Origin of the sequence: Haloferax sp. AS1 (assembly GCF_014530665.1) — an archaeon.
Lineage (GTDB): Archaea > Halobacteriota > Halobacteria > Halobacteriales > Haloferacaceae > Haloferax > Haloferax volcanii.
In genome coordinates, this window is sequence record NZ_SPSA01000003.1 from 25298 (window position 1) to 43837 (window position 18540).

The 18540-nt window shown below is 66.2% G+C and carries 17 protein-coding genes; 8 read left to right on the forward strand and 9 right to left on the reverse strand.

What is annotated here, in order from left to right; all coding sequences use genetic code 11:
• Positions 1 to 5: 5 nt before the first annotated feature.
• The 3 genes from E4P24_RS17115 to E4P24_RS17125 all read right to left on the reverse strand — a co-directional run bounded on the left by E4P24_RS17115 (position 6) and on the right by E4P24_RS17125 (position 2679).
• Positions 6 to 869: a hypothetical protein gene (locus tag E4P24_RS17115; protein ID WP_223174106.1), complete on the reverse strand. Its 864-nt coding sequence runs from the start codon at positions 867 to 869 to the stop codon at positions 6 to 8.
• A gap of 282 nt (positions 870 to 1151) precedes the next feature.
• Positions 1152 to 1949 (reverse strand): sugar phosphate isomerase/epimerase, encoded by a 798-nt coding sequence (locus E4P24_RS17120; protein ID WP_188148922.1) that lies wholly within the window; start codon positions 1947 to 1949, stop codon positions 1152 to 1154.
• A complete protein-coding gene (locus E4P24_RS17125; RefSeq protein ID WP_006600132.1) occupies positions 1942 to 2679 on the reverse strand; it encodes a 2-phosphosulfolactate phosphatase in 738 nt (245 codons plus the stop codon). The genes E4P24_RS17120 and E4P24_RS17125 overlap by 8 nt, the downstream gene beginning before the upstream one ends.
• A gap of 693 nt (positions 2680 to 3372) precedes the next feature.
• Between E4P24_RS17125 and E4P24_RS17130 the strand changes: the two genes are divergently transcribed.
• The 6 genes from E4P24_RS17130 (at position 3373) to E4P24_RS17155 (ending at position 8730) form a co-directional block, all read left to right on the forward strand.
• A complete protein-coding gene (locus E4P24_RS17130) occupies positions 3373 to 3816 on the forward strand; it encodes a DoxX family membrane protein (RefSeq protein ID WP_004062010.1) in 444 nt (147 codons plus the stop codon).
• A gap of 97 nt (positions 3817 to 3913) precedes the next feature.
• Complete coding sequence (locus E4P24_RS17135; protein WP_004062009.1) at positions 3914 to 4888, forward strand: deoxyhypusine synthase; 975 nt, start codon at positions 3914 to 3916, stop codon at positions 4886 to 4888.
• Positions 4889 to 5049: 161 nt separating this feature from the next.
• Positions 5050 to 6153: an extracellular solute-binding protein gene (locus tag E4P24_RS17140; protein WP_004062008.1), complete on the forward strand. Its 1104-nt coding sequence runs from the start codon at positions 5050 to 5052 to the stop codon at positions 6151 to 6153.
• Positions 6154 to 6155: 2 nt separating this feature from the next.
• Positions 6156 to 7094 (forward strand): ABC transporter permease, encoded by a 939-nt coding sequence (locus E4P24_RS17145; RefSeq protein ID WP_115803367.1) that lies wholly within the window; start codon positions 6156 to 6158, stop codon positions 7092 to 7094.
• A complete protein-coding gene (locus tag E4P24_RS17150) occupies positions 7091 to 7990 on the forward strand; it encodes an ABC transporter permease (RefSeq protein WP_188148923.1) in 900 nt (299 codons plus the stop codon). The genes E4P24_RS17145 and E4P24_RS17150 overlap by 4 nt, the downstream gene beginning before the upstream one ends.
• Positions 7990 to 8730: an ABC transporter ATP-binding protein gene (locus E4P24_RS17155; protein WP_008605861.1), complete on the forward strand. Its 741-nt coding sequence runs from the start codon at positions 7990 to 7992 to the stop codon at positions 8728 to 8730. Before E4P24_RS17150 ends, E4P24_RS17155 begins: the two co-directional genes overlap by 1 nt.
• Here E4P24_RS17155 and E4P24_RS17160 read toward each other — a convergent pair.
• Positions 8652 to 9956, reverse strand: a complete 1305-nt coding sequence (locus E4P24_RS17160; RefSeq protein ID WP_223174107.1) for a DUF6498-containing protein — start codon at positions 9954 to 9956, stop codon at positions 8652 to 8654. The two genes, E4P24_RS17155 and E4P24_RS17160, sit on opposite strands and share 79 nt — an antisense overlap.
• A gap of 151 nt (positions 9957 to 10107) precedes the next feature.
• On the opposite strand from E4P24_RS17160, the gene E4P24_RS17165 reads away from it, so the two are divergent.
• Entirely contained in the window at positions 10108 to 11535 is a 1428-nt protein-coding gene (locus E4P24_RS17165) for a DUF6498-containing protein (protein ID WP_188148924.1), read from the forward strand.
• Between the two features lie 111 nt (positions 11536 to 11646).
• Here the strand turns inward: E4P24_RS17165 and E4P24_RS17170 are convergent, their stop codons facing one another.
• The 3 genes from E4P24_RS17170 to E4P24_RS17180 all read right to left on the reverse strand — a co-directional run bounded on the left by E4P24_RS17170 (position 11647) and on the right by E4P24_RS17180 (position 13868).
• The gene (locus E4P24_RS17170) at positions 11647 to 11958 is read right to left on the reverse strand and encodes a hypothetical protein (protein WP_004041342.1); all 312 of its coding nucleotides are present in this window, start codon (positions 11956 to 11958) and stop codon (positions 11647 to 11649) included.
• A gap of 1 nt (position 11959) precedes the next feature.
• Positions 11960 to 12331 carry a helix-turn-helix domain-containing protein gene (locus tag E4P24_RS17175; protein ID WP_004041341.1) on the reverse strand — a complete coding sequence of 124 codons (372 nt, stop codon included), beginning with the start codon at positions 12329 to 12331 and terminating at the stop codon, positions 11960 to 11962.
• A gap of 352 nt (positions 12332 to 12683) precedes the next feature.
• Positions 12684 to 13868: an outer membrane lipoprotein carrier protein LolA gene (locus E4P24_RS17180; protein WP_188148925.1), complete on the reverse strand. Its 1185-nt coding sequence runs from the start codon at positions 13866 to 13868 to the stop codon at positions 12684 to 12686.
• A gap of 330 nt (positions 13869 to 14198) precedes the next feature.
• Here E4P24_RS17180 and E4P24_RS17185 point away from each other — a divergent pair, with 330 nt between their 5' ends.
• Positions 14199 to 15761, forward strand: a complete 1563-nt coding sequence (locus E4P24_RS17185; protein ID WP_188148926.1) for a PAS domain-containing sensor histidine kinase — start codon at positions 14199 to 14201, stop codon at positions 15759 to 15761.
• 45 nt (positions 15762 to 15806) lie between these two features.
• Here E4P24_RS17185 and E4P24_RS17190 read toward each other — a convergent pair whose 3' ends face one another.
• Together E4P24_RS17190 and E4P24_RS17195 are read right to left on the reverse strand one after the other, a co-directional pair.
• Complete coding sequence (locus E4P24_RS17190) at positions 15807 to 16919, reverse strand: iron ABC transporter permease (RefSeq protein ID WP_004041337.1); 1113 nt, start codon at positions 16917 to 16919, stop codon at positions 15807 to 15809.
• A gap of 6 nt (positions 16920 to 16925) precedes the next feature.
• A complete protein-coding gene (locus E4P24_RS17195) occupies positions 16926 to 18122 on the reverse strand; it encodes an ABC transporter substrate-binding protein (RefSeq protein ID WP_008607371.1) in 1197 nt (398 codons plus the stop codon).
• Positions 18123 to 18540: the final 418 nt, after the last annotated feature.

Genomic DNA, 18540 nt, shown 5'->3' on the forward strand with positions numbered 1-18540 from the left:
GGGGTTCAGTCCTGCAAGCCGTCGACCTTGCGCTGGCGGTAGGCGACGAGCCCGAACGAGATGACCGCCGCGATGGCAATCGGCACGAACAGGAACGCTTGGCCGTACGTTTCGACGAACTCCGGCGTGAACGTGACGAGCCCGCCGCTGGTCTCGCTCAGCGTCTCGAACGCGAACGCGACGGGTATCAGCGCCACCCACGCGATGAGTCGCTTCAGCGACGTGCGCGTGAACATCGGGCCGTCGCGGCCCTCGACGGGGCTCATGCCGAGCAGCGGTTCGATTTTCCCGCGGAGTCGCGGGTAGAGGAACAGCGTCGGAATCGCCCCGAAGACGACGCCGGCGATGATAATCTGAAGCAGCGCCCCGATTCCCTCGGTTGCCCACACGGTCTCGGGGAGCCACGAAATCGCTTCGAGCTCTTCGACGCCGACGTAGAACTTCCCGACGTCGATGAACCACGCCGCGGTCTCTTCCATCGCCTTCGCGAGGAAGCCCACCGCCGCGATTTGCTTGACGTTCTTCGGGTCCGTGATGAGCGACATCGCGAAGAACCACGACAGCGTGATGACGATGAGGCCCTCGACCGCGCCGAGCGCGCTGAAGTCACCGATGAGAATCTCTCCGAAGACGATGCCGCCGACCGGAATCGCGAGACAGGCCCAAAACGACCGGAAGAGGAGAACGACCGACATCGCGACGAACCAGAACGGTCCGATAGAGACGCCTAACCCGCCTATCGAGAACTCCGGCAGGAGTTCCGTAATCATGCTCTGCAAACCGTGCAGCGACATGACGAGGATGAACGCCATCATGTCCCTGTGGTCGAAACTGAACGCACTACTCGAGTTGTTGGACGTTGTCACCATCCGGGTGGTGGTCGTTAAGCGGATTGGTTAATCGTTGGTATGAGCACAGCGTACGACTGTATATCCGACTATACTCTGTGGAGTAATCGGTGGCAGTACATAGCAATCGCATCAGTATATCGCGCTCCGGACGCCGACCGGCCGCGGCGCTCGCGAACCGCTTCGGATGCGACTGCACGAACTGCTCGCGTCAAAAAAAAGAACGGCACGGAACCGGGAATCGAGCGGTGGCGATGCCGCCGACGCCGACACCGACGCTGACGCCGATACCGACCCCGACCGTCAGGTGTCGGTCCCGCTCACGCAGCGCTCAACGTCAGCGCGGGACTTCATCTCCAAGACGTTGTACGGGGCGTCGATGTCCGCGGCGACCGACCGGAACGACGGGAGCGGTTCGTGCGCGTCTTCGGTGCCGTCGTTGTCGTGGAGGTGCGCGACCTGAATGCGGTCGCCGAACCGCTCGACGAACCGCTCGTAATCGACGCCGGTCGCCTTCGCGTGCCCCACGTCGAGCGTCAGCTTCAGGAACTCGTCGCCGACGCCGACGTCGTCGAGGAACGCGGCGAGTCGGTCCGGAGTCGCCGTGTGCCGACGCGTGCCCGGTTTGTCGCGCTGGTTTTCGAGGCAGACCGGGACGCCCACTTCGGCGGCGAACTCGGCGCACTCGCGGAGCGTTCGAACCGCCTGCTCGCGGGTGTGCTCGCGGACGTGGTCGGGGTAGCGCGTCCGAACCGACCCCCCGTGGACGATGACGCCGCCGGCGTCGATTGCCGCGGCGAGCTCGATTGCCTCTTTGGTCGCCGCGACCGCGGCGTTCCGAAGGCGCTCGTTGACGTTCCCGGGCGCGACGTCGAGGTGCGGGCCGTGGACCGTGTAGCTCACGTCGAACTCCTCGGCGACCGCCCGCAGGCGCTCGGCGTCTCGCTCGCCCGGTTGCACGTCCAGATACCCCGCGCGGAGTTCGACGTGGTTCAGGTCGAACCGCCGGAGGAACCCGGCGAACGAGGCCACCTCGTCGGCGTAGCGGATGTCCATCGACGCACCGAACCGCGGTCGCTGGACGGGCGTCGCCTCAGACATCGACCCGGCTCGCGGGGACGAGTCGGTCGCCGCGGAGGACCGGCACGACCGACCGGGAGTCGATAGCCGTCTCGAACTCGTGGAGGTCGCGCCGCCGAATCTCGTGTTTCTGCTCGTATCGCGGCCCCTTCGCGGTCACGAGGAGGCGCGCGTACCGCTCGCGGTCGCGGTCGGTGAGGCCGTCGCCGTGGAGGCACTCGTCGATGAGCGCCGCGCCGAGGGTGTCGTCGGGCGTCGGCTGGCCGCTCGACCCGCTGGCGACGATAGTGACCGGCCGCCCGCGAGCTTCGAGCAGGTCCGCGACCGCCGCGGCGTTCGTGTAGCCGCCGACGAACACCTCGACGTCGGACCCGCCGCGCTCGCGGAGCGTCGAGACGGCGCGCCCGCCGTTCGTGGAGGTCATCGCGGTCGGTCGCCCGTCGAGGTCCAACTGCTGGACGTAGCTCGGCGAGTTGAAGAAGTCGTAGCCGGGGTTCGGCTCGTAGTCGTCGGTCTTGCCGCCGCCGATGAGACAGTCGGGGTGGTCCTCCTGGTACGCCGGTTCGTCGCCGCGCTCGTCGGTCACGTGGACGTACTCCGCACCGAGCGCGAGCAGTTCCGCGACGGTCGCCGAGAAGTGGGTCACGTCCACCACCACGTAGTCGCCCGGCGTCGGCTCCGCCGGGATGTTCTCACAGCCCTCTATCAACGTCTCTACGAACGGCTCTGTCTGTCGTCCATCTGCGGACATAGCCCAGGCTCTCGACAACACCCACAAGTCAGTTGCTAGTAGCGATATATATCCGACCGTACTATCCGTAGTTCGGACGCCGCGTTCGACGACGCCGAATTCGCGGCGAATACTCGGAAAACAAACTATTTTCTACTAGATATTATGATAGTTCTCCCTCGCCGGTCGCGGTCCCGACCGCGGCTTGGAACGACGACGTTCCTCCGACGAATCGTCTGTCTCACCCCCTGTCGATTCGGGGGCGTACAGCGCCACACTCGGCGTTTCTTCGTTCGAACGAGCCGAGCAGTCGGGAACGTCCCACCTCGGTCGTGATTTGGACGCGTTCCCGAACTGTTGGATGCCCCGAAACGCACCCGCTCCACCGCGGCGCGTGCGACCGCGCTCACACCGCCACGAAGATATCACCGTAACACTCTCAATCGCCCGAATCTCACCTGTTCGTGGCAAACGACGCCGTCGTCGTGGGTGGGGCTATCGACGCGGGAGTCCCGTGGTCGGCTCCCAGCCCGCCGGCGGTTTGCCCCGACTTCGGTCGCTTCGGCCACGAGACGGACGGACGAAATTATCAGTATATCTACTGTCTTACTGTTTGATTAGTGAGCTTCGAAAGCGTCCGTGGCCGCCGTGTCGTTGCCGCCGCGTCGTTGCCGCCGACAGCGTCTTCCACCGCCGGCCCAACGTCGATTCGAGATGACTCTCGCCACCGAACGACTCCGCCGATTCAAGACGCCGCTCCGGTACGCGATGGGTTGCCTCTACGTCCTCGCCGGCGTGATGCACTTCGTCGTGCCGAACGCGTACGCGCAGGTCGTTCCGCCCGTCTTCCCGGCGGCGCTCGCGCTCGTCTACGTCTCCGGCGTCGTCGAAATCGCCCTCGGCGTCGGCGTCGTCGTCCGCCGCACTCAGCGCGTCGCCGCGTGGGGGCTCATCGCACTGCTGATTGCGGTCTTCCCCGCGAACGTCTACATGGCGACGAGCGACATCGTGCTCGACGGCGTTCCGGCGGCGTTTCGGGAGCCCTCGGACGCCGCGCTGTGGCTTCGCCTGCCGCTTCAGGGCGTACTCGTCGCGTGGGCGTGGTGGTACACTCGCCCCGAGTCCGTCGAGGCCGACGAGTCGCGTTCGGTGCGGTGACTGTCTCCGAGCGAATTGGTGTGAATCACCACGCTGTCACGCGGTTTTTCGCGTCCAAACGGAACTGATTCAAGCGCGCCGGTGCGAGCCGTACCCGATGACCGAAGATGACACTCACGACCGCGTCGTCCCCGGAAGCGACGAGGCCATCGACTCGGCCGACGTTCGGGGCTACGACTTCGACGGCGCGTTCGACTTCGACGAGTTCCTCGACGCGTACGCGACGACCGGCTTTCAGGCGACGCAGCTCGCCGAGGCCATCGACATCGCGGAGGAGATGCAGGAGGCGGACGCGACCGTCTACCTGACGTTCACCTCGAACATCGTCTCGTCGGGCCTGCGCGAGGCCGTCGCCTACCTCGTCCGCGAGGGGTTCGTCGACGTGCTCATCACGACCTCTGGGTCGCTGACCGAGGACGTCATCAAGACCGCCAAGCCGTTCAAGATGGGCTCGTGGGACGCCGACGAGGGCGAACTCCGAGAGCGCGGCATCAACCGCCTCGGCAACATCTACGTCCCCTCCGACCGGTACGTCTGGCTCGAACAGTACCTCTACGACTTCTTCGAGGACTTCTTCGCGGAGGAGAAAGTGCGGACGCCGACGGCGTTCGCCCGCGAACTGGGCGCGACGCTCGACGACGAGCACTCGGTGTTGAAGCAGGCGGCCGACAACGACGTGCCGGTCTACTGCCCGGCGCTCACCGACGCCGAGGTCGGTAACTTCCTCTACTACTACCGGCAGGGCTACGACAAGGAGGTCGGTATCGAGATTCTCGACGACTACGACTCGCTCATCCAGGACGGCCTCCTCGCGGACGAAACCGGTCTCATCGCCGTCGGCGGCGGCGTCCCCAAGCACCACGCCATCATGACGAACCTCTTCCGCGGCGGCGCGGACTACGTCGTCTACATCTCGACGGGGATGGAGGGCGACGGATCGCTGTCGGGTGCGCCCCCGAACGAAGCCGTATCGTGGGGGAAAATCAAGGACCACGACACGAACTACACGCAGGTCGAAGCCGAGGCGACGCTGGTCTTCCCGCTCCTCGTCGCCGGCGCGTTCAAGAACTAGCGCGCCGCCGCACCCTATTGTTCCCTTCGGAGCGCTATGTAGGTGTCCCAACCGTCGAAACGGCTACGTTAGGCTCATAGCAATCCCCTTTAACGGACAGTCATGTTGACCGGGTGATGGTATCAACCAGGAGAAGTTTCATCGGAGGTTCTGCCGCGGCGGTGGCGGGTCTCGCCGGCTGTCTGACGACGAGCAGTTCCGAGAGTGACGCCGACGCGACGGGGTCCGGTGGCGGCGACGCGGAAACGTACGAGGTCGGCTATCGGGACTTCCAGACGAACATCGAGGCCACCGCGTTCCCCGATATGCTGTACTTCTACTGCGTCCAGTCCGGGTGGATGAACTGGCCGTCGCTGATGCAGTCGTTCGAGGACTCCTACGGCGTGGCCGTCCACGACGACGACCGCTCGTCGGGCGAGGCGCTCCAGCACATGCGCTCGCACTCGAACAACATGACCCACTCGGGGTACAACGGCGGCTACACCTACGGCATCGTCGCCCGGAACGAGGGCTTCACCCAGGCGTACAAGCCGCAGGGGTGGGACAAGGTGCCTGACTCGCTCAAGACCGACGACGGCCACGTCACGGCGACCCGTCGAGTGACGACGGCCGTGACCTATCGGAAGGACATCTACGAGGAACGCGGCCTCGACGAGCCGACCACGTGGGAGGACCTGCTCCAGCCCGAACTCATGCAGGACCTCGCGCTCCAGACCCCGCAGGCGGCGGTCGGACTCGCGGCGGCGCTGTCGATTAACAACGCCCGCGGCGGTAGCATGAACGACCTCCAGCCCGTCATCGACTACTACGAGCGGATTCAGGAGGGCGGCGCGGAGTTCACCGACAACTTCCTCGCGCAGTTCTCCCGCGGGGAGTACGCCACGTTCATCCGGTACGACTACTCCGGCCTCGACCTCAAGTACAACAACGACGAGGTCGCGGAAGAGAACGTCGGCGTCGCGCTCTTGGGCGGCGAAAACGGGAACAAAGGCGCGCTCAACATGCCGTACGGCTACGCGCTCTTGGAGGGCGCGCCGAACCCGGCGGCCGGCAAACTGTTCATGGACTACGTCCTCTCGCTGGAGGGCCAACAGCAGTTCCTCGACGCCTACGTCAGGCCGATTCGCTCCTCGGAGCTGGAGCTTCCCGAGGAGTTCATCGACCCGGCAGAGTACGACCGGACGGAGTTCCAAGTCGACTACGGCCAGTTGGTCGACCAGCAGGAGGACATCATCCAAGAGATAACGCGCGGCGCGAACATCTGAGGATGTCCGACCGACACGCCGAGAACAGCTCGCTCTCGACAGTCCGGGCGCTCACGGCGCGAGTCGTCGGCGCGGTCGAGACCGTCGCGAACCCCGTCACCGAACGGGAGCGCGAGTACCGCCGCATCGTCGCGCTGTGCGCGCCGTTTGCCGCGTTGGTGGTCGTCGCGGGGCTGTATCCCCTCTCCGAAGTCGTTCGCATCAGCGTCTCGACCGCCCAGTATCGGTCGGTCGGGTTCTCGCTCGACGCCTACGCGACGCTGTTCGGGGACCCCTATTACCGCCGGGTGGCGTTCGACTCTCTGTGGCTGACCACGGGAACGACGCTCGTCTCGGTCGGGCTCGCCGTCCCCATCGCGCACGCCCTCGAAAAGTACGACCTCCCCGGCGAGGACCTCCTCGTCACGCTCGTCTCGTTTCCCATCAGCCTCCCCGGCATCGTCGCCGCGTTCATGATTCTGGTGCTGTTCGGAAACAACGGCGTCGTCACCGCGGTCGCGGCCGCCCTCACCGGGAGCCGCCCTACCGACCTCGCCTTTGCGGTCAGCGTCCCGGGGCTGTTCGTCGCCTTCGTGTACTCGATGGTGCCGCGCGCGACGCTCATCCTCCGCGGGACGTACGCCGAGGTCGATTCGGCAGCCGAGGAGGCCGCCCAAGCCCTCGGCGCGACGCCGTTCGAGACGTTTCGGTACGTCACGCTCCCGCAGATTCGACCGGGCATCACCGGCGCGCTGATTCTCACGTTCCGGACAGGGCTGGCGATTTTCGGGACGCTCGTCGTCATCCAGACGCTCGTCGTCTGGACGCTCCAACTCTCGCGGGAACTCGGCGTCGGCTACGACGTGCAGGTCGCCGGTGCGATGGCGACCGTCTACTTCGCGTTCACGTTCCTGTTCACCGTCCTCGGGCTTCGGTACACCAGCGCGGAGGTCGGCATATGAGGCCGTCCCCGTCCCCGTCCCCGTCCCTCTCGCGTCGGCTCGGGCGGTCTGTCGTGGCGCTGACCCTGTTCGCGACGGTCGCGTTCCTCATCGCGCCCATCGTCCTCACCGTCGTCGCCTCGTTCGCCGCGAGTTGGACCGGCGTTCTCCCCTCGGGCTTCGTCACCTTCGAGAACTGGCGGGCGGTGCTGGGGCTCGCGGACACGATTGGTTCCCAGCGCAGTATGGGATGGAGCCCGCTGTTCAGGCTCCCGCTCGGCGGCGAGACGCTGACGGTGTTGGTCCCGGCGGAGTTGGCGTTCAGCATCGGGCTGGCGCTCAGCGGCGTCCTCATCAACCTCGTCGTCGGCGTCCCCATCGCGTACGCGGTCGCTCGATACGAGTTCCCGGGCAGAGAGTGGGTCAACGCCGTCTCGGTGCTCCCGCTCGTGCCGGGCGTCATCCTGGGCGTCGCGTTCCTCCGGGCGTATCCGGACCTCTCGGCGACGAGTTTCGGGCTCATCGTCGGCTACTCCCTGTTGAAAGCGCCGTTCATGGTGATGGCAGTCCAAAGCGAGTTCGAGTCGATGCCGCTCCGGCAACTGGAGGAATCGGCGCGCTCGCTGGGCGCGTCGTGGCCGCGGACGTTCCTGACGGTCATCGTGCCGAACGCCCGCTCGGGCATCGTCTCGGGAGCCATCATCTGCTGGGCGCTCGCGGCCGCGGAGTTCAACTTCTCGTACATCGTCTGGGCGAACGGCACCCAACCGCTCGCGCTCTTCTTGCAGCGACACATCTCGAACAGCTCGTTCACCAAGGCGGCGGCCGCCGTGTCGATGTTCTTTTTCATCATCGTCGCGGTCACCCTCCTCTTGCAGCGGGTCGGTCGCCGCGGCTTCGACATCAGGGGTGGCTAATGGCAGACGTGACACTAGACGCGGTTCGGAAGGACTACGACGACACGACGGCGCTGGACGGCGTTTCGCTCACCGTCTCGGACGGCGAGATTCTGGGCGTCCTCGGCCCCTCGGGGTGCGGGAAGACGACGACCCTGCGAACCGTCGCCGGCTTCGAGACGCCGACCGACGGGACGGTCAGGTTCGACGGCGAGGACGTGACGAACGTCCCCCCGGAGAACCGCAACGTCGGGTTGGTGTTCCAGGAGTACGCCCTGTTCGACAACATGACGGTCACCGAGAACGTCGCGTTCGGGCTGAAGATGCGGGGCGTCGGGAAGCGCGAGCGACGGAACCGGGCCGCAGAACTGCTCGACATGCTCGACATCGACGAGATGGGCGACCGCGACCCGACGACGCTCTCCGGCGGCCAACAACAGCGCGTCGGGCTGGCGCGCGCGCTCGCCATCGAGCCGAACGTCCTCCTGTTGGACGAGCCGATGACGGGACTCGACGCCCAACTGAAGGCGCGCCTGCGGACCGAAGTCGGCGCGCTCCTCGCCGAGTTGGACGTCACCGGCCTCTACGTCACCCACGACCAAGCGGAGGCGATGGTGATGTGCGACCGCGTCGCCGTGTTGAACGAGGGTCGCGTCGAACAGGTCGGCACGCCCCGAGAGATCTACGAATCGCCGGCGACCGAGTTCGTCTCGGAGTTCGTCGCGCTCGACGCGCCCGACCTCCCGTTCGTCAGCTGGTGACTCGGCCGTAGCGGCGCGAGTGCGACGGCGTCCGAGGAGAGGTGCGGCAGTCGGTACACGCGGTCATCGCGTTCGAGGCGGAGCGTCTCGGTTCCGAACAGGCGGTCGGTGACGCTTCGGACGCGCTCCAGTTCGGCGCGCGACTCGGAGGCGAGTCGCCACTGCGGCCCGAACAGGCGGTCGTAGCCGACGACTCGCCCGGGGTCGGCGTCCGCGTCGTCCGCGTCGTCGACGCGGTACTCCATCGCCAGATACCGGAACGACCAGTCGAAGACGCCCAGCGCGGTGAACGCTCCGGCGACGACCACCGCTCCCCCGAGCAGTTCGACCGCGACGCCGGGGGTCGTCGCGGTGCTGAGCAGGCCAAGCAGCGTCAACGAGGCCACCAGCAAGACCGAGAGCGGAGAGCTAAGCCCGCGGACGACCCCGCCAACGACGACCGCCGACGGCTTCGGACGGACGATTTCGGACCCGTCCCGCGAACTCTCGATTCGCTCCCACTCGGGGGTGTCGGGAGCGAACCCGAGTTCGACCGACGTGCGCTCGTCGAACGCCTCCAGTCGGTCGCGGTAGACGTCGACGATATCGGCGAGCAGTTTCACCGCGAGGACGAACGCAAGCACGAACGGCGGCGGGGCACCCGAGATGACGAACCCGCCGCCGACGAGGAGCGCCGAACCGGTTCCGGCCATGGACGTGAGCGCCGACCGAAGCGGCTGCTGCGGCGGGACCGACGCGTGGGTTCCGCCGAGCAAGTACCGACCCACGTCGACGGCGCGGCCGAAGATGACGGCGAGCACGCCCAAGCCGACGGAGAGCGATTCGGCGTCGGTCATCGTCGCGCCCGTGGTCTCCCCGACGCCGCCGACCCCGATTGCGCCGAAAAGGGCCCAACCGACGCTGCCGACGGCAAGGGTCATCATGATGGCCGGGAGGTTCGCGACCTGAATCGACAGCGGCAGGACGGGAAGGCTGATGCGGCCGCGCTTTTCCGACAGGGCACCGAACACGAGCCACGAAAAGCCGTTCGCCTCGTAGGTCGGCTTACCCTCCGCGAACAGCGCCTTCACCGCGGCACCGACGAGGCACGCGCCGAGTTCGACCCAGTAGACCGCCAACAGCGCCACGAGCGACCAGTCGAGCGCGAGCACGCCGACGAGCGGCACGGCGTTGACCGCCAGCAACACCGCCACTTTCGCTCGCCGCCTCTCGCTGGGAGTGAGCATTGTCGATACAGGGACAGTTCACTCGGGACAGTTAGGTGGTCTGACTCGCGTCGGGCGTCGGAGTCGCTTCCCGAGTCGTCGCGCGCCGCCGGGCCGATTCGAGCGCGGGTTTCAGCAGTTATATGATTGGATGCGTAAAACGACGCATCCGATGGCCCCTCCACGGTACGGTGACGCCTCACCGTCGTCTCTCCCCGCCGGCATCGGGTTTCTCCCGGTGCTCTCCGCGAACCTTCTCCCCCTCGTCGGCGTGCTGTGGTTCGGCTGGAACCCCGAAACCCTCCTCGCGGTCTACGCGCTCGAACTGCTGTTGTTGTTCCCGCTTTCGGGTGTGAAAGCGCTGTTCGCCGGCCGACCGCCGACCTTGTCCCGCGAGGGCGGCGTGCTCAGCCGGTCCGAAAGCGACCTCGTGGATAAGCGCGGGAGCGTCACTATTCACGACCGACTCCCGCCGGTGTATCCCCGCAACGTCCCCTTCGCGACGGCCGTCGTCGGCGGCGGCGCGTGGGTCGGCGTCTTCCTCCTCGCGCCGCTCTCGGAGGTCGTCTCGGTGCTCGACGTGCTCGCCCGCCCGGAGGCGGTCGTCAGCGTCGCCGCGCTCGTCGTCGGGCAGGTCGGCGAGACGGCGGCCGCGTTCCTCCGCGGCGACCGATACGCGGAGCGCTCGCCGTACGCCCTCGTCGAAATCCCCGCCCGGCAGGCGATGTTCCTCGCGTGTTTCCTGTTCGTCGTCGTCCTCGGCGGCGCGACGGTCACCCTCGCGGCGTTCGTGCTCGTGAAACTCCTCTTCGAGTGGTCCGGCTTCCGCGCGGACCGGGGCGGCGGCGGTCGGCTGACTGGCTGGCTCGCCGGCCCCGACAGCGAGGCGACCCGCGAGGTGCTCGACGTTCCCGACGGCCGACCCGCGGCCGAAATCGACGTGGACCGCCGTGCGGTCGTCGCGGCCGCGGTCTGGCGCGCGGTCACGACGACGGGTCCGTTCTACGTCACCATGGCCGCGATGGTCTGGATTGGCGGGACCGCCTTCGTCGCCGAGGAAGCCTCGCTCGCGGTCTGGGTCGGATTCGGCCTCTTCGGACTCGCCCTCCTCGGGTTCATGCTCGCCGGCGACGTGGTCGAGGACACGCTCGCGAGCGGGTGGCTGACCTACCGGCGGTTCGGCGGCCGACTCGTCGCTCACGACCGCTTGACCGGCAAACCGCAGTGGGCGGCGGCGGTCGGTGACTTCCGCGACGCCGAGGTCGTGGCGACCCGTCCCACAGACCGCTATCTCGGAACGCGAACCATCGCGGCGACGGTCGGCCGGGGCGACGACGAGACGGAGCGCGCGTTCGGGCCGGTCGCGGACGCCGAGAGAGTCGTCGAGGCGTTCGATCTACCGGTCGAGTCCACGACGCTCCCGCCGCTCGACCGGCGCTTCGTCTGGGCCGCCGTCGCTTCGGTCGTCCTCACGGCGGTCGGCGTCGTCACCGTGGTGGTCACCCCGCTCGGCCCGTCCACGAGTTGGCTGCTCGCGTTGTTCCTGTTCCCGGCGTTCGCCATCGTTCCCAAGGGGTTCTGGACGCTCGCGCACTCGTGAGGTGAGACGACCAGAGCGGTGTTTGTGACGAACGAAAAGATGAGAAGCAGAAAGCGCGTGAGTGAACGAGTAGCGTCACGACGAGGTCGCCCGCGACGGCCCGCGGACGGACTACCCTCGCGAATGTAACGAGTAGGCGATGAGCACCACGCCGCAGAACTGGAACAGCCGCGTGACGAGCGTGAGCGGCTGTTGGTACTGGAGGCCGATATAGCCCTGACGCAGGAGCACCGAGCCGACGAATGCGACGCCGAACGCGACGGCCGTGAGGAGGAACAGGCCCGCGGACAGCGCCCGCATCGTCCGGCTGTCGTGACGGCGGTAGCCGCGATAGGCCTGATAGCCGACGTAGCTCCCGACGAGCGTCGACCCGAGGGCGAGCGAGACGATAAGCCAGTCGAGGACGGCCGACAGCGTCGCCATCTCAGAGGTCCTCCCACATCCGTTTGAAGCGGTCGGCGGTGTCGGATTCCCCCTCGCCGGGGAACGACTCGTCGTCGGTACGCGTCAGCGACGCCTCGAACGACCCGTCGTCTAGCGCCACGGAGAACTCGGAGAGCGTGGCGGTGTAGACGCTGTAATGGTTGTTACTGGTTCGAATCTCGGTCTGCTCGTCGAGGAGTCCGTACGCTTGTAATCGTTCCACCCGGCGGTAGACCGTCGGTTTGGACATCTCACACTCGTCGGCAAGCTCTTGTGCGGACATTGGTTTGGTACTCGTCGCTGCGAGGATGTCTCGGGCGTACTCGTCGCTGAGGAGGTCGAGAATATCGCCCAGCGCCGGATCCTCACTCACGGTGGTCGAATGACTGCTCGTCGGATTAATAGGCCCACGGGTTTCCACCCCTGTTGGTCGCGGCGACCGAGTTGGAGTCCGAATCGGGGCTGGAGCACGGCGGGGCTGTCGAGAGAGCACGATGGTACGGGTTAGTGCGTCGATACTGCGGGGTAGTACGGCGATGCTGTGGAGGGGCTGCTGCGTCAGCGATGACCGCGATGGGCGCCGGGGTGCTGTCAGAGGGCACAGTCCGGTACTGCTCGGGAGGGCAGTCCGGCGTCAGTTCGGCGGGGCCCATCGCAGTTCGACCGACGCGCCGTTAGCCCATATAAAACGGGGGCCAGTTTCTGACCCAGAAACTCGCCCGTTTTCAGGCGGGACAGCCGACCGAGCGACCGACTTCGACGAGGCGGTCCGTCTCGACGCCGGTCCCGCGGACGGTGTACCCGTAGCCGTCGCAGTTCCACGACACCGAGGTGGTCGGTCCGTAGTCGATAGTCGCCGGCCGGCCGCCGACCGTCGCGTCGCGCTCGTCGGCGTCGATGTCGAGGGTGTAGTTGAACTTCGCGACCGTGAGTTCGCGGCCGCCGGCGGCGTAGCGGAGTCCGACCCCGTCGATGCGGCCGGTGGTCCGCGTGGCGTAGACCAGTTCGTACGCGGACGGAACCGTCGGCTCGGGAACCGAAATCGAACTCCGCGCCACCAAGTCGGCCCTGCTCCGGAACCACGACGTGTTCGGCGTCTCCTGACGCTCGACGGTCGTGCCGGCGCCGATGTCCGGGCGGAACGTGTCGGCCGACACCGCCGCGTCGAACGTCACGTTCGTGTACGTCGTCGTCACCGACCGCCGAGTCCCGTCGGCCGTCCACGCCGTCTGCTTGCGAAGCGGGTAGAACCGCTCGGTGTCGAGCCACAACCGCTGGCGGTAGCCCGCCTCGCTCCGGTTCGTCTCGGGTACGATGTCGAGGACGTACGCCTCGCGCCCGCCGACGGTGTCGGTCTCGACGAACTCGACGGTGTAGCTACGGTTCGCGTCGGCTCCGGGGGCGACGCCGGCGTGCCGCGGTACGACGGGGAGCGGTGACACGCCGATGGACTGCGGACGACCGGCGTCGTCGGTCAGCCCCGCGGCCGCGACGAGCAGTTGGAGCCGTTCGGCCGTCCTCGACTCGGTCGGCGGCCCCGTCAGTTCGATGACGGTCACCGCATCCCTGTCTGTCTCGTGAAGCCAGAGCGTCGACCCGTTCGAGACCTGCCGGTCGTACTGTCGATTCGCGGCGTTCCGGAAGTTCACGCGCTTTCGCTCCGTCTCCGGGACGAGCGTCACGTCGGCGACGGTCCGAGACGTAACCGTGTCGTCGGCTCGGACCTCGACCGTCTGTGTTCCGGTGAGCGCGTCGATGCCGCGGTAGCGCTCGGTCACGTTCGCGTCGACTGCGGGGCTCGCGTCGCCTATCGCGCCCCCCGTCGTCCAGAGGACCGCGGAGAGCGCGACGGCGACAAGCACGAACGCGGCGAGCGTGCGTCGGTTGAGTCGGAGTGGAGGGCGGGTCATACTGGAAGCACTCTGGCGGAAGTTCGACTGCGTGTCGGAGTGCCGACGGCTAAATACTTCTGGACGCCGGGCCGAGCGCCCACCGGACCGATAGCTACACGCGCAAGGCGCGAGACGAGTCTGATATGTCGCCCTCCACGACGCCTTCGACGCGAACGCGGGCGTTGGTCTGCGCCCTCCAGTGGGTCTGGTGCAGACGTTCGTCGCCGAGACGACGCTCGTTGCTCGACTCGCTGACGGGTGACTCGACGACCGGTCGACGGCGCTTCCGACCGTACACGCCTCGAACGCCGGGGAGTTTATGCGCGTGCGGATGGTACTCAACCAATAATGTCAAGCGAGCGGAGAGAGCTGTTCGAACACATCGAATCCGATCTCATCCTACGAGAGTTCTTTCAGGAGGTAACTGAATACGCGATATTTCTCCTCGATGCGGACGGATACGTCGCAACGTGGAACGAGGGCGCGAGACGAATCAAAGGCTACGAGCGCGACGAGATTCTCGGCCGCCATCTGTCGGTGTTTTACCCCGACAGCGACGACGGTACGTCGCCCGAGACGGTGCTCGCAGTCGCCGAAGCGGAGGGGAGCTACGAGGAAAAGGGGTGGCGCGTCCGGAAAGACGGGTCGCGGATTCTCGCGCACGTCACGGTTCGCGCGTTGACCAACGACCGCGGGGAGCTCCGCGGGTTCACGAAAATCGTCCGGGACATCACCGAGACCTACGAGTACCGACAAGAGCTGGAACGGAATCGAGACCGGCTCGAACGCACCGAACAACTGGCCGATATCGGGGGGTGGGAAGTCGATTACGGGACCAACGACTTACAGCTGACCGACGGGACGAAACGACTGGTGGATCTCCCGCCCGACACGGAACTGACGCTCGAAGAGCTCAGACAGTTCTTTCACGAGGACGACCGGACGATTATCAATGAGGCTATCGAGAGCGCGCGGGCCGACGGCGAGTCGTTCGACATCGAGATGCGGGTGATTACGGCTTCGGGTCGAACGCGGTGGGTTCAAATCCGAGGCGAGGCAGCGGATGACGGCATGAGCGTCCGCGGCGCGGTGCGCGACATCTCGAACCGAAAAGAGCGCGAAGAGCGACTCATGGTGCTGAATCGGGTGCTTCGGCACAACCTGCGGAACAATCTTAATATCGTCAGCGGGTACGCACGAGAATTGCGCCGAGACCTCGACGCAGTCGACCTCCCGACGGAGAAGGGCGACTACGACCAGTTGGCCGAGACGGTGACGAACCTCAGCGAGACGACCAGCGGTATCGATGCCGAACTTCGAGCGCTCGACGAGATAGTCACCGCGGCGAGTCAGTTTTCGGTCGAGGCGATGGTCTCGAAGACGGACCGAATCATCGAGAACGCCGACGACCTCATGTCGACCGGCGAGAAGGCCCGGCGGTTCGAGAACGTCGTGGAGGAATCCACCGACAAGCAGCCGGTCCGCGTCGACGACGTGTTGTCGGATATCAAGCGGACGTACGAGCGGCGATATCCCGATGCGACGATTCGACTCCGGCCGGGCGAGCAGACCGTGCTCGCGAGCGCGCACTCGCTTTCCCTCGCGCTCGACGAACTCGTGCAGAACGCCATCGTCCACAACGACGAGGATGACCCCGTGGTCACCGTCGCGTCGCGCCGCATCTCGGGCGAGCGAGTCGAAATTACGGTCGAAGACAACGGGCCGGGAATCCCGCAGACGGAACGCGAAATCTTGGAACGCGGGGAGGAAACGCCGCTGTCGCACGGGAGCGGGATGGGACTGTGGACCGTCTCCTGGTTCGTCACGCAGTTCGACGGCGAGGTTTCTATCGTCGACCGCGCCGGCGGTGGGTCGACGGTCGAAGTCAGGCTCCCCACGCCGGAGCACTGACGCGGCTGTATCGGCCTCGCCGCCCGAGAACGCGGGGCGACGGCCTCAGACCGACCCGATGTCCTCTTTTTTCCGCATGAGGTAGAGGAAGTACGGTCCCCCGACGAGGCCGGTGATGATGCCGACCGGGAGCTGAATCGGACTCAGCGCGAGTCGCGCGCCCACGTCGGCACCGACGAGGAGCGCCGGCCCGAGGAACGCACAGCCGATGAGGAGCCGCTTCGAGTTGCTACCGACGAGGTTCCGGACCATATGCGGGACGATGAGGCCGACGAAGCCGACCAGTCCCGCGACGGCTATCGCCGCCGCCGTCGAGAGGATGGCGATACCGGCGACGGCGAAGCGGACCTTCTCGACGGGCATGCCGAGCGACTGCGCGGTCTCCTCGCCGAGGAGCAGCACGTCGAGTTCCTTGGTGACCGCGAGCGCGAGTCCGAGCGCGACGATGGTGAACGGGAGCGCGATACGCACCTGCGCCCAGTCGGTTCCGAGCAGCGACCCGGACAGCCACGCCTGCGCGGACATCACGACGCCGAGGTCGTTGATGAAAAAGAACATCGCGCGCTGGACGGAGCCGAAGACCGTCCCGACGACGACGCCCGCAAGGACGAGTCTGACCGGCGAGGTGCCGTTCTTCCACGCGATGAGGTAGACGAGGAGGAACGCGATTGCGCCTCCGACGGCGGCGAGCACCGGCATGAGCGGGAGCAGTCCCGACAGGAACGTCAGCGTGACGAGCACGACGAGCCCCGCGCCGTCGCTGATGCCGAGGACGTACGGACTCGCCAGTTCGTTTCGGGTGACGACCTGGAAGATTGCGCCCGAGACCGCGAGGTTGGCACCGACGAGGACGCCGACGAGAACCCGCGGCAGGCGAATGTTCCAGACGACGAACTGGCGCTGGGTGAACCATTCGGGGATGTCGCCGCCGAGCAGGAACGCACGCCACACGTCGGCGTCGAACACGACCGCCGAGTCGAAGACAGCACCCCACGCTTCGGAGAGGGTGAGGGGGTACGCGCCGAAGCTCACCTGTAAGAGCGTCGCCCCGAGGAGGACCGCGAGGCTGCCGACGATGACGAGGGCGAGCATCGAGTCGGCGTACCGGTCGCGCCACTCCGCGCGAACCGCACCGACCGCGTCTGTAACCTTGCTCATCGGGCGTCAGAAGTTCCCGTTGACGATGTCGACGAGGCGCTCGCGGTCGAACAGCTGTTCGTCTTCGGGCACGTCTCCGACCGCACCCGGCCACTCACCGAACTGGTCGGGATACACCATCTTGGCGACGGCTTCCGTCGAGAACATATCGACGATTGGGCCCATGTACTGCCCGGCGCTTCGGATGAGGTTGCCCTCCTGAACGGCCGTGAGCCGCTGTCCGCTCTCGTTGTTCTCGAACGGCTCAACGACGGTGTCGACGAACTCCTCGTGGGTCGAGGAGGTGAGCGCGCCCACCGCGCCGATGTAGTCGGGGTCGACGTTGATGAGCTCCTCGTAGCCGATGGGTCCCTCGGGGTAGCGTCCCTCGAAGGCGTCTTTCATGCCGACCCGGAAGTACGACTTGGTGTTGTTGCCGAGGCGGTGGAGGGGCGCGACGCGGAACTGGCCGGAGTCGGGGCTGACGCCGCGCCAGATGGCGGCGACGGTGGGGCGTTCGTCCTCCGGCGGGAGACCGGCTTCGATAGTGCTCATGAGGTCGTCGTGGAACGACTGCCACGCCTGGAACTGCTGTCGGCGCTGGAACACCGTTGCGACCTTCTCGAACGCCTCGTAGAGCGTGTACGGATTCGGCTCGTTGCTGACGGCGGCCGTCGGGGCGAACCGGAGAGTCGTACCGAGGAAGGGTCCGGTCTGGGATTCGACTTCCTCGTAGTCCGAGGCGTCCCAACTGACGTAGCGGCCGAGCGTGGCGCGGGCGATGAGCCACACGTCGGCGTCGGCGGCGTAGAAGTTCTCCTTGTCGAAGCCGGATTCCGCACCGCTCGCGAGCTTGGTGATTCGACTCTCGTCGAATTCGAGCCCGAGGAGGTCGTAGAACTTGAGCGGCGCGCGTTCGAGGCCGGTGGTCGCACTCGGATGGATGCCGAGCGCCATCCCCATATCGAGGAAGGGCCCGGAGGCGACGCCGTACGTCTCCGGCACTGCTTCGAACGTGTACGGGTCGTTCGGTTCTATCTCGACGGTGTACTGCCCGGCGCTCTCGGTCGTCTGTTCGGTCGTCGTCGACTCGGTGGCGGCCTCGGTTTCGGATTCCGCGGCGGCCGTCGACTCGGAATCCGCGCTCCCGCCCGCGGTACAGCCAGCGAGAGCCGATGCGAAGAGTCCTGCACTTCCTGCGAGTATCTGTCGTCTTCGAACCATATTATTTAGGCCTGCCTAAAGACAGATAACCGTTTCGAAGTTTAGGCAAACCTAATAACAGGATATCGCACGACAATGTCGGGCCACACGCATATTTCGACCGTAGACATAATGATTATAACTGTGGTATCACCCATCTCTAATCCGGGTTGTCCAGCTAGCGAATATCCAAATTATCAGATGGGGTTACTAACACTCTCGCGTCGGTTTTCGACGCTCGCGTCCGCGGTGACGGGCGTTCGGTCGTGTTACGTCGTGCTGTCGCGTCGAATGGCTCGTCCCCTCCCGGGAGTTAGCCGGTGGACCGGTCGCAAACTGCTGTCGAAGTTGGGCTAATCCGTTCTCGCGTTTGTCGTCACCGCGCCGCCGTCCAGTCCAGCGCGACACGGTGCCAGTCTCAACCCTCCCCACGGAGTGT

Coding starts and splice junctions, on each gene's coding strand:
- E4P24_RS17115 (WP_223174106.1), bottom strand. CDS start 869: ATGGTGACAACGTCCAACAACTCGAGTAGTGCGTTCAGTTTCGACCAC.
- E4P24_RS17120 (WP_188148922.1), bottom strand. CDS start 1,949: ATGTCTGAGGCGACGCCCGTCCAGCGACCGCGGTTCGGTGCGTCGATG.
- E4P24_RS17125 (WP_006600132.1), bottom strand. CDS start 2,679: ATGTCCGCAGATGGACGACAGACAGAGCCGTTCGTAGAGACGTTGATA.
- E4P24_RS17130 (WP_004062010.1), top strand. CDS start 3,373: ATGACTCTCGCCACCGAACGACTCCGCCGATTCAAGACGCCGCTCCGG.
- E4P24_RS17135 (WP_004062009.1), top strand. CDS start 3,914: ATGACCGAAGATGACACTCACGACCGCGTCGTCCCCGGAAGCGACGAG.
- E4P24_RS17145 (WP_115803367.1), top strand. CDS start 6,156: ATGTCCGACCGACACGCCGAGAACAGCTCGCTCTCGACAGTCCGGGCG.
- E4P24_RS17150 (WP_188148923.1), top strand. CDS start 7,091: ATGAGGCCGTCCCCGTCCCCGTCCCCGTCCCTCTCGCGTCGGCTCGGG.
- E4P24_RS17155 (WP_008605861.1), top strand. CDS start 7,990: ATGGCAGACGTGACACTAGACGCGGTTCGGAAGGACTACGACGACACG.
- E4P24_RS17160 (WP_223174107.1), bottom strand. CDS start 9,956: ATGCTCACTCCCAGCGAGAGGCGGCGAGCGAAAGTGGCGGTGTTGCTG.
- E4P24_RS17165 (WP_188148924.1), top strand. CDS start 10,108: ATGGCCCCTCCACGGTACGGTGACGCCTCACCGTCGTCTCTCCCCGCC.
- E4P24_RS17170 (WP_004041342.1), bottom strand. CDS start 11,958: ATGGCGACGCTGTCGGCCGTCCTCGACTGGCTTATCGTCTCGCTCGCC.
- E4P24_RS17180 (WP_188148925.1), bottom strand. CDS start 13,868: ATGACCCGCCCTCCACTCCGACTCAACCGACGCACGCTCGCCGCGTTC.
- E4P24_RS17185 (WP_188148926.1), top strand. CDS start 14,199: ATGTCAAGCGAGCGGAGAGAGCTGTTCGAACACATCGAATCCGATCTC.
- E4P24_RS17190 (WP_004041337.1), bottom strand. CDS start 16,919: ATGAGCAAGGTTACAGACGCGGTCGGTGCGGTTCGCGCGGAGTGGCGC.
- E4P24_RS17195 (WP_008607371.1), bottom strand. CDS start 18,122: ATGGTTCGAAGACGACAGATACTCGCAGGAAGTGCAGGACTCTTCGCA.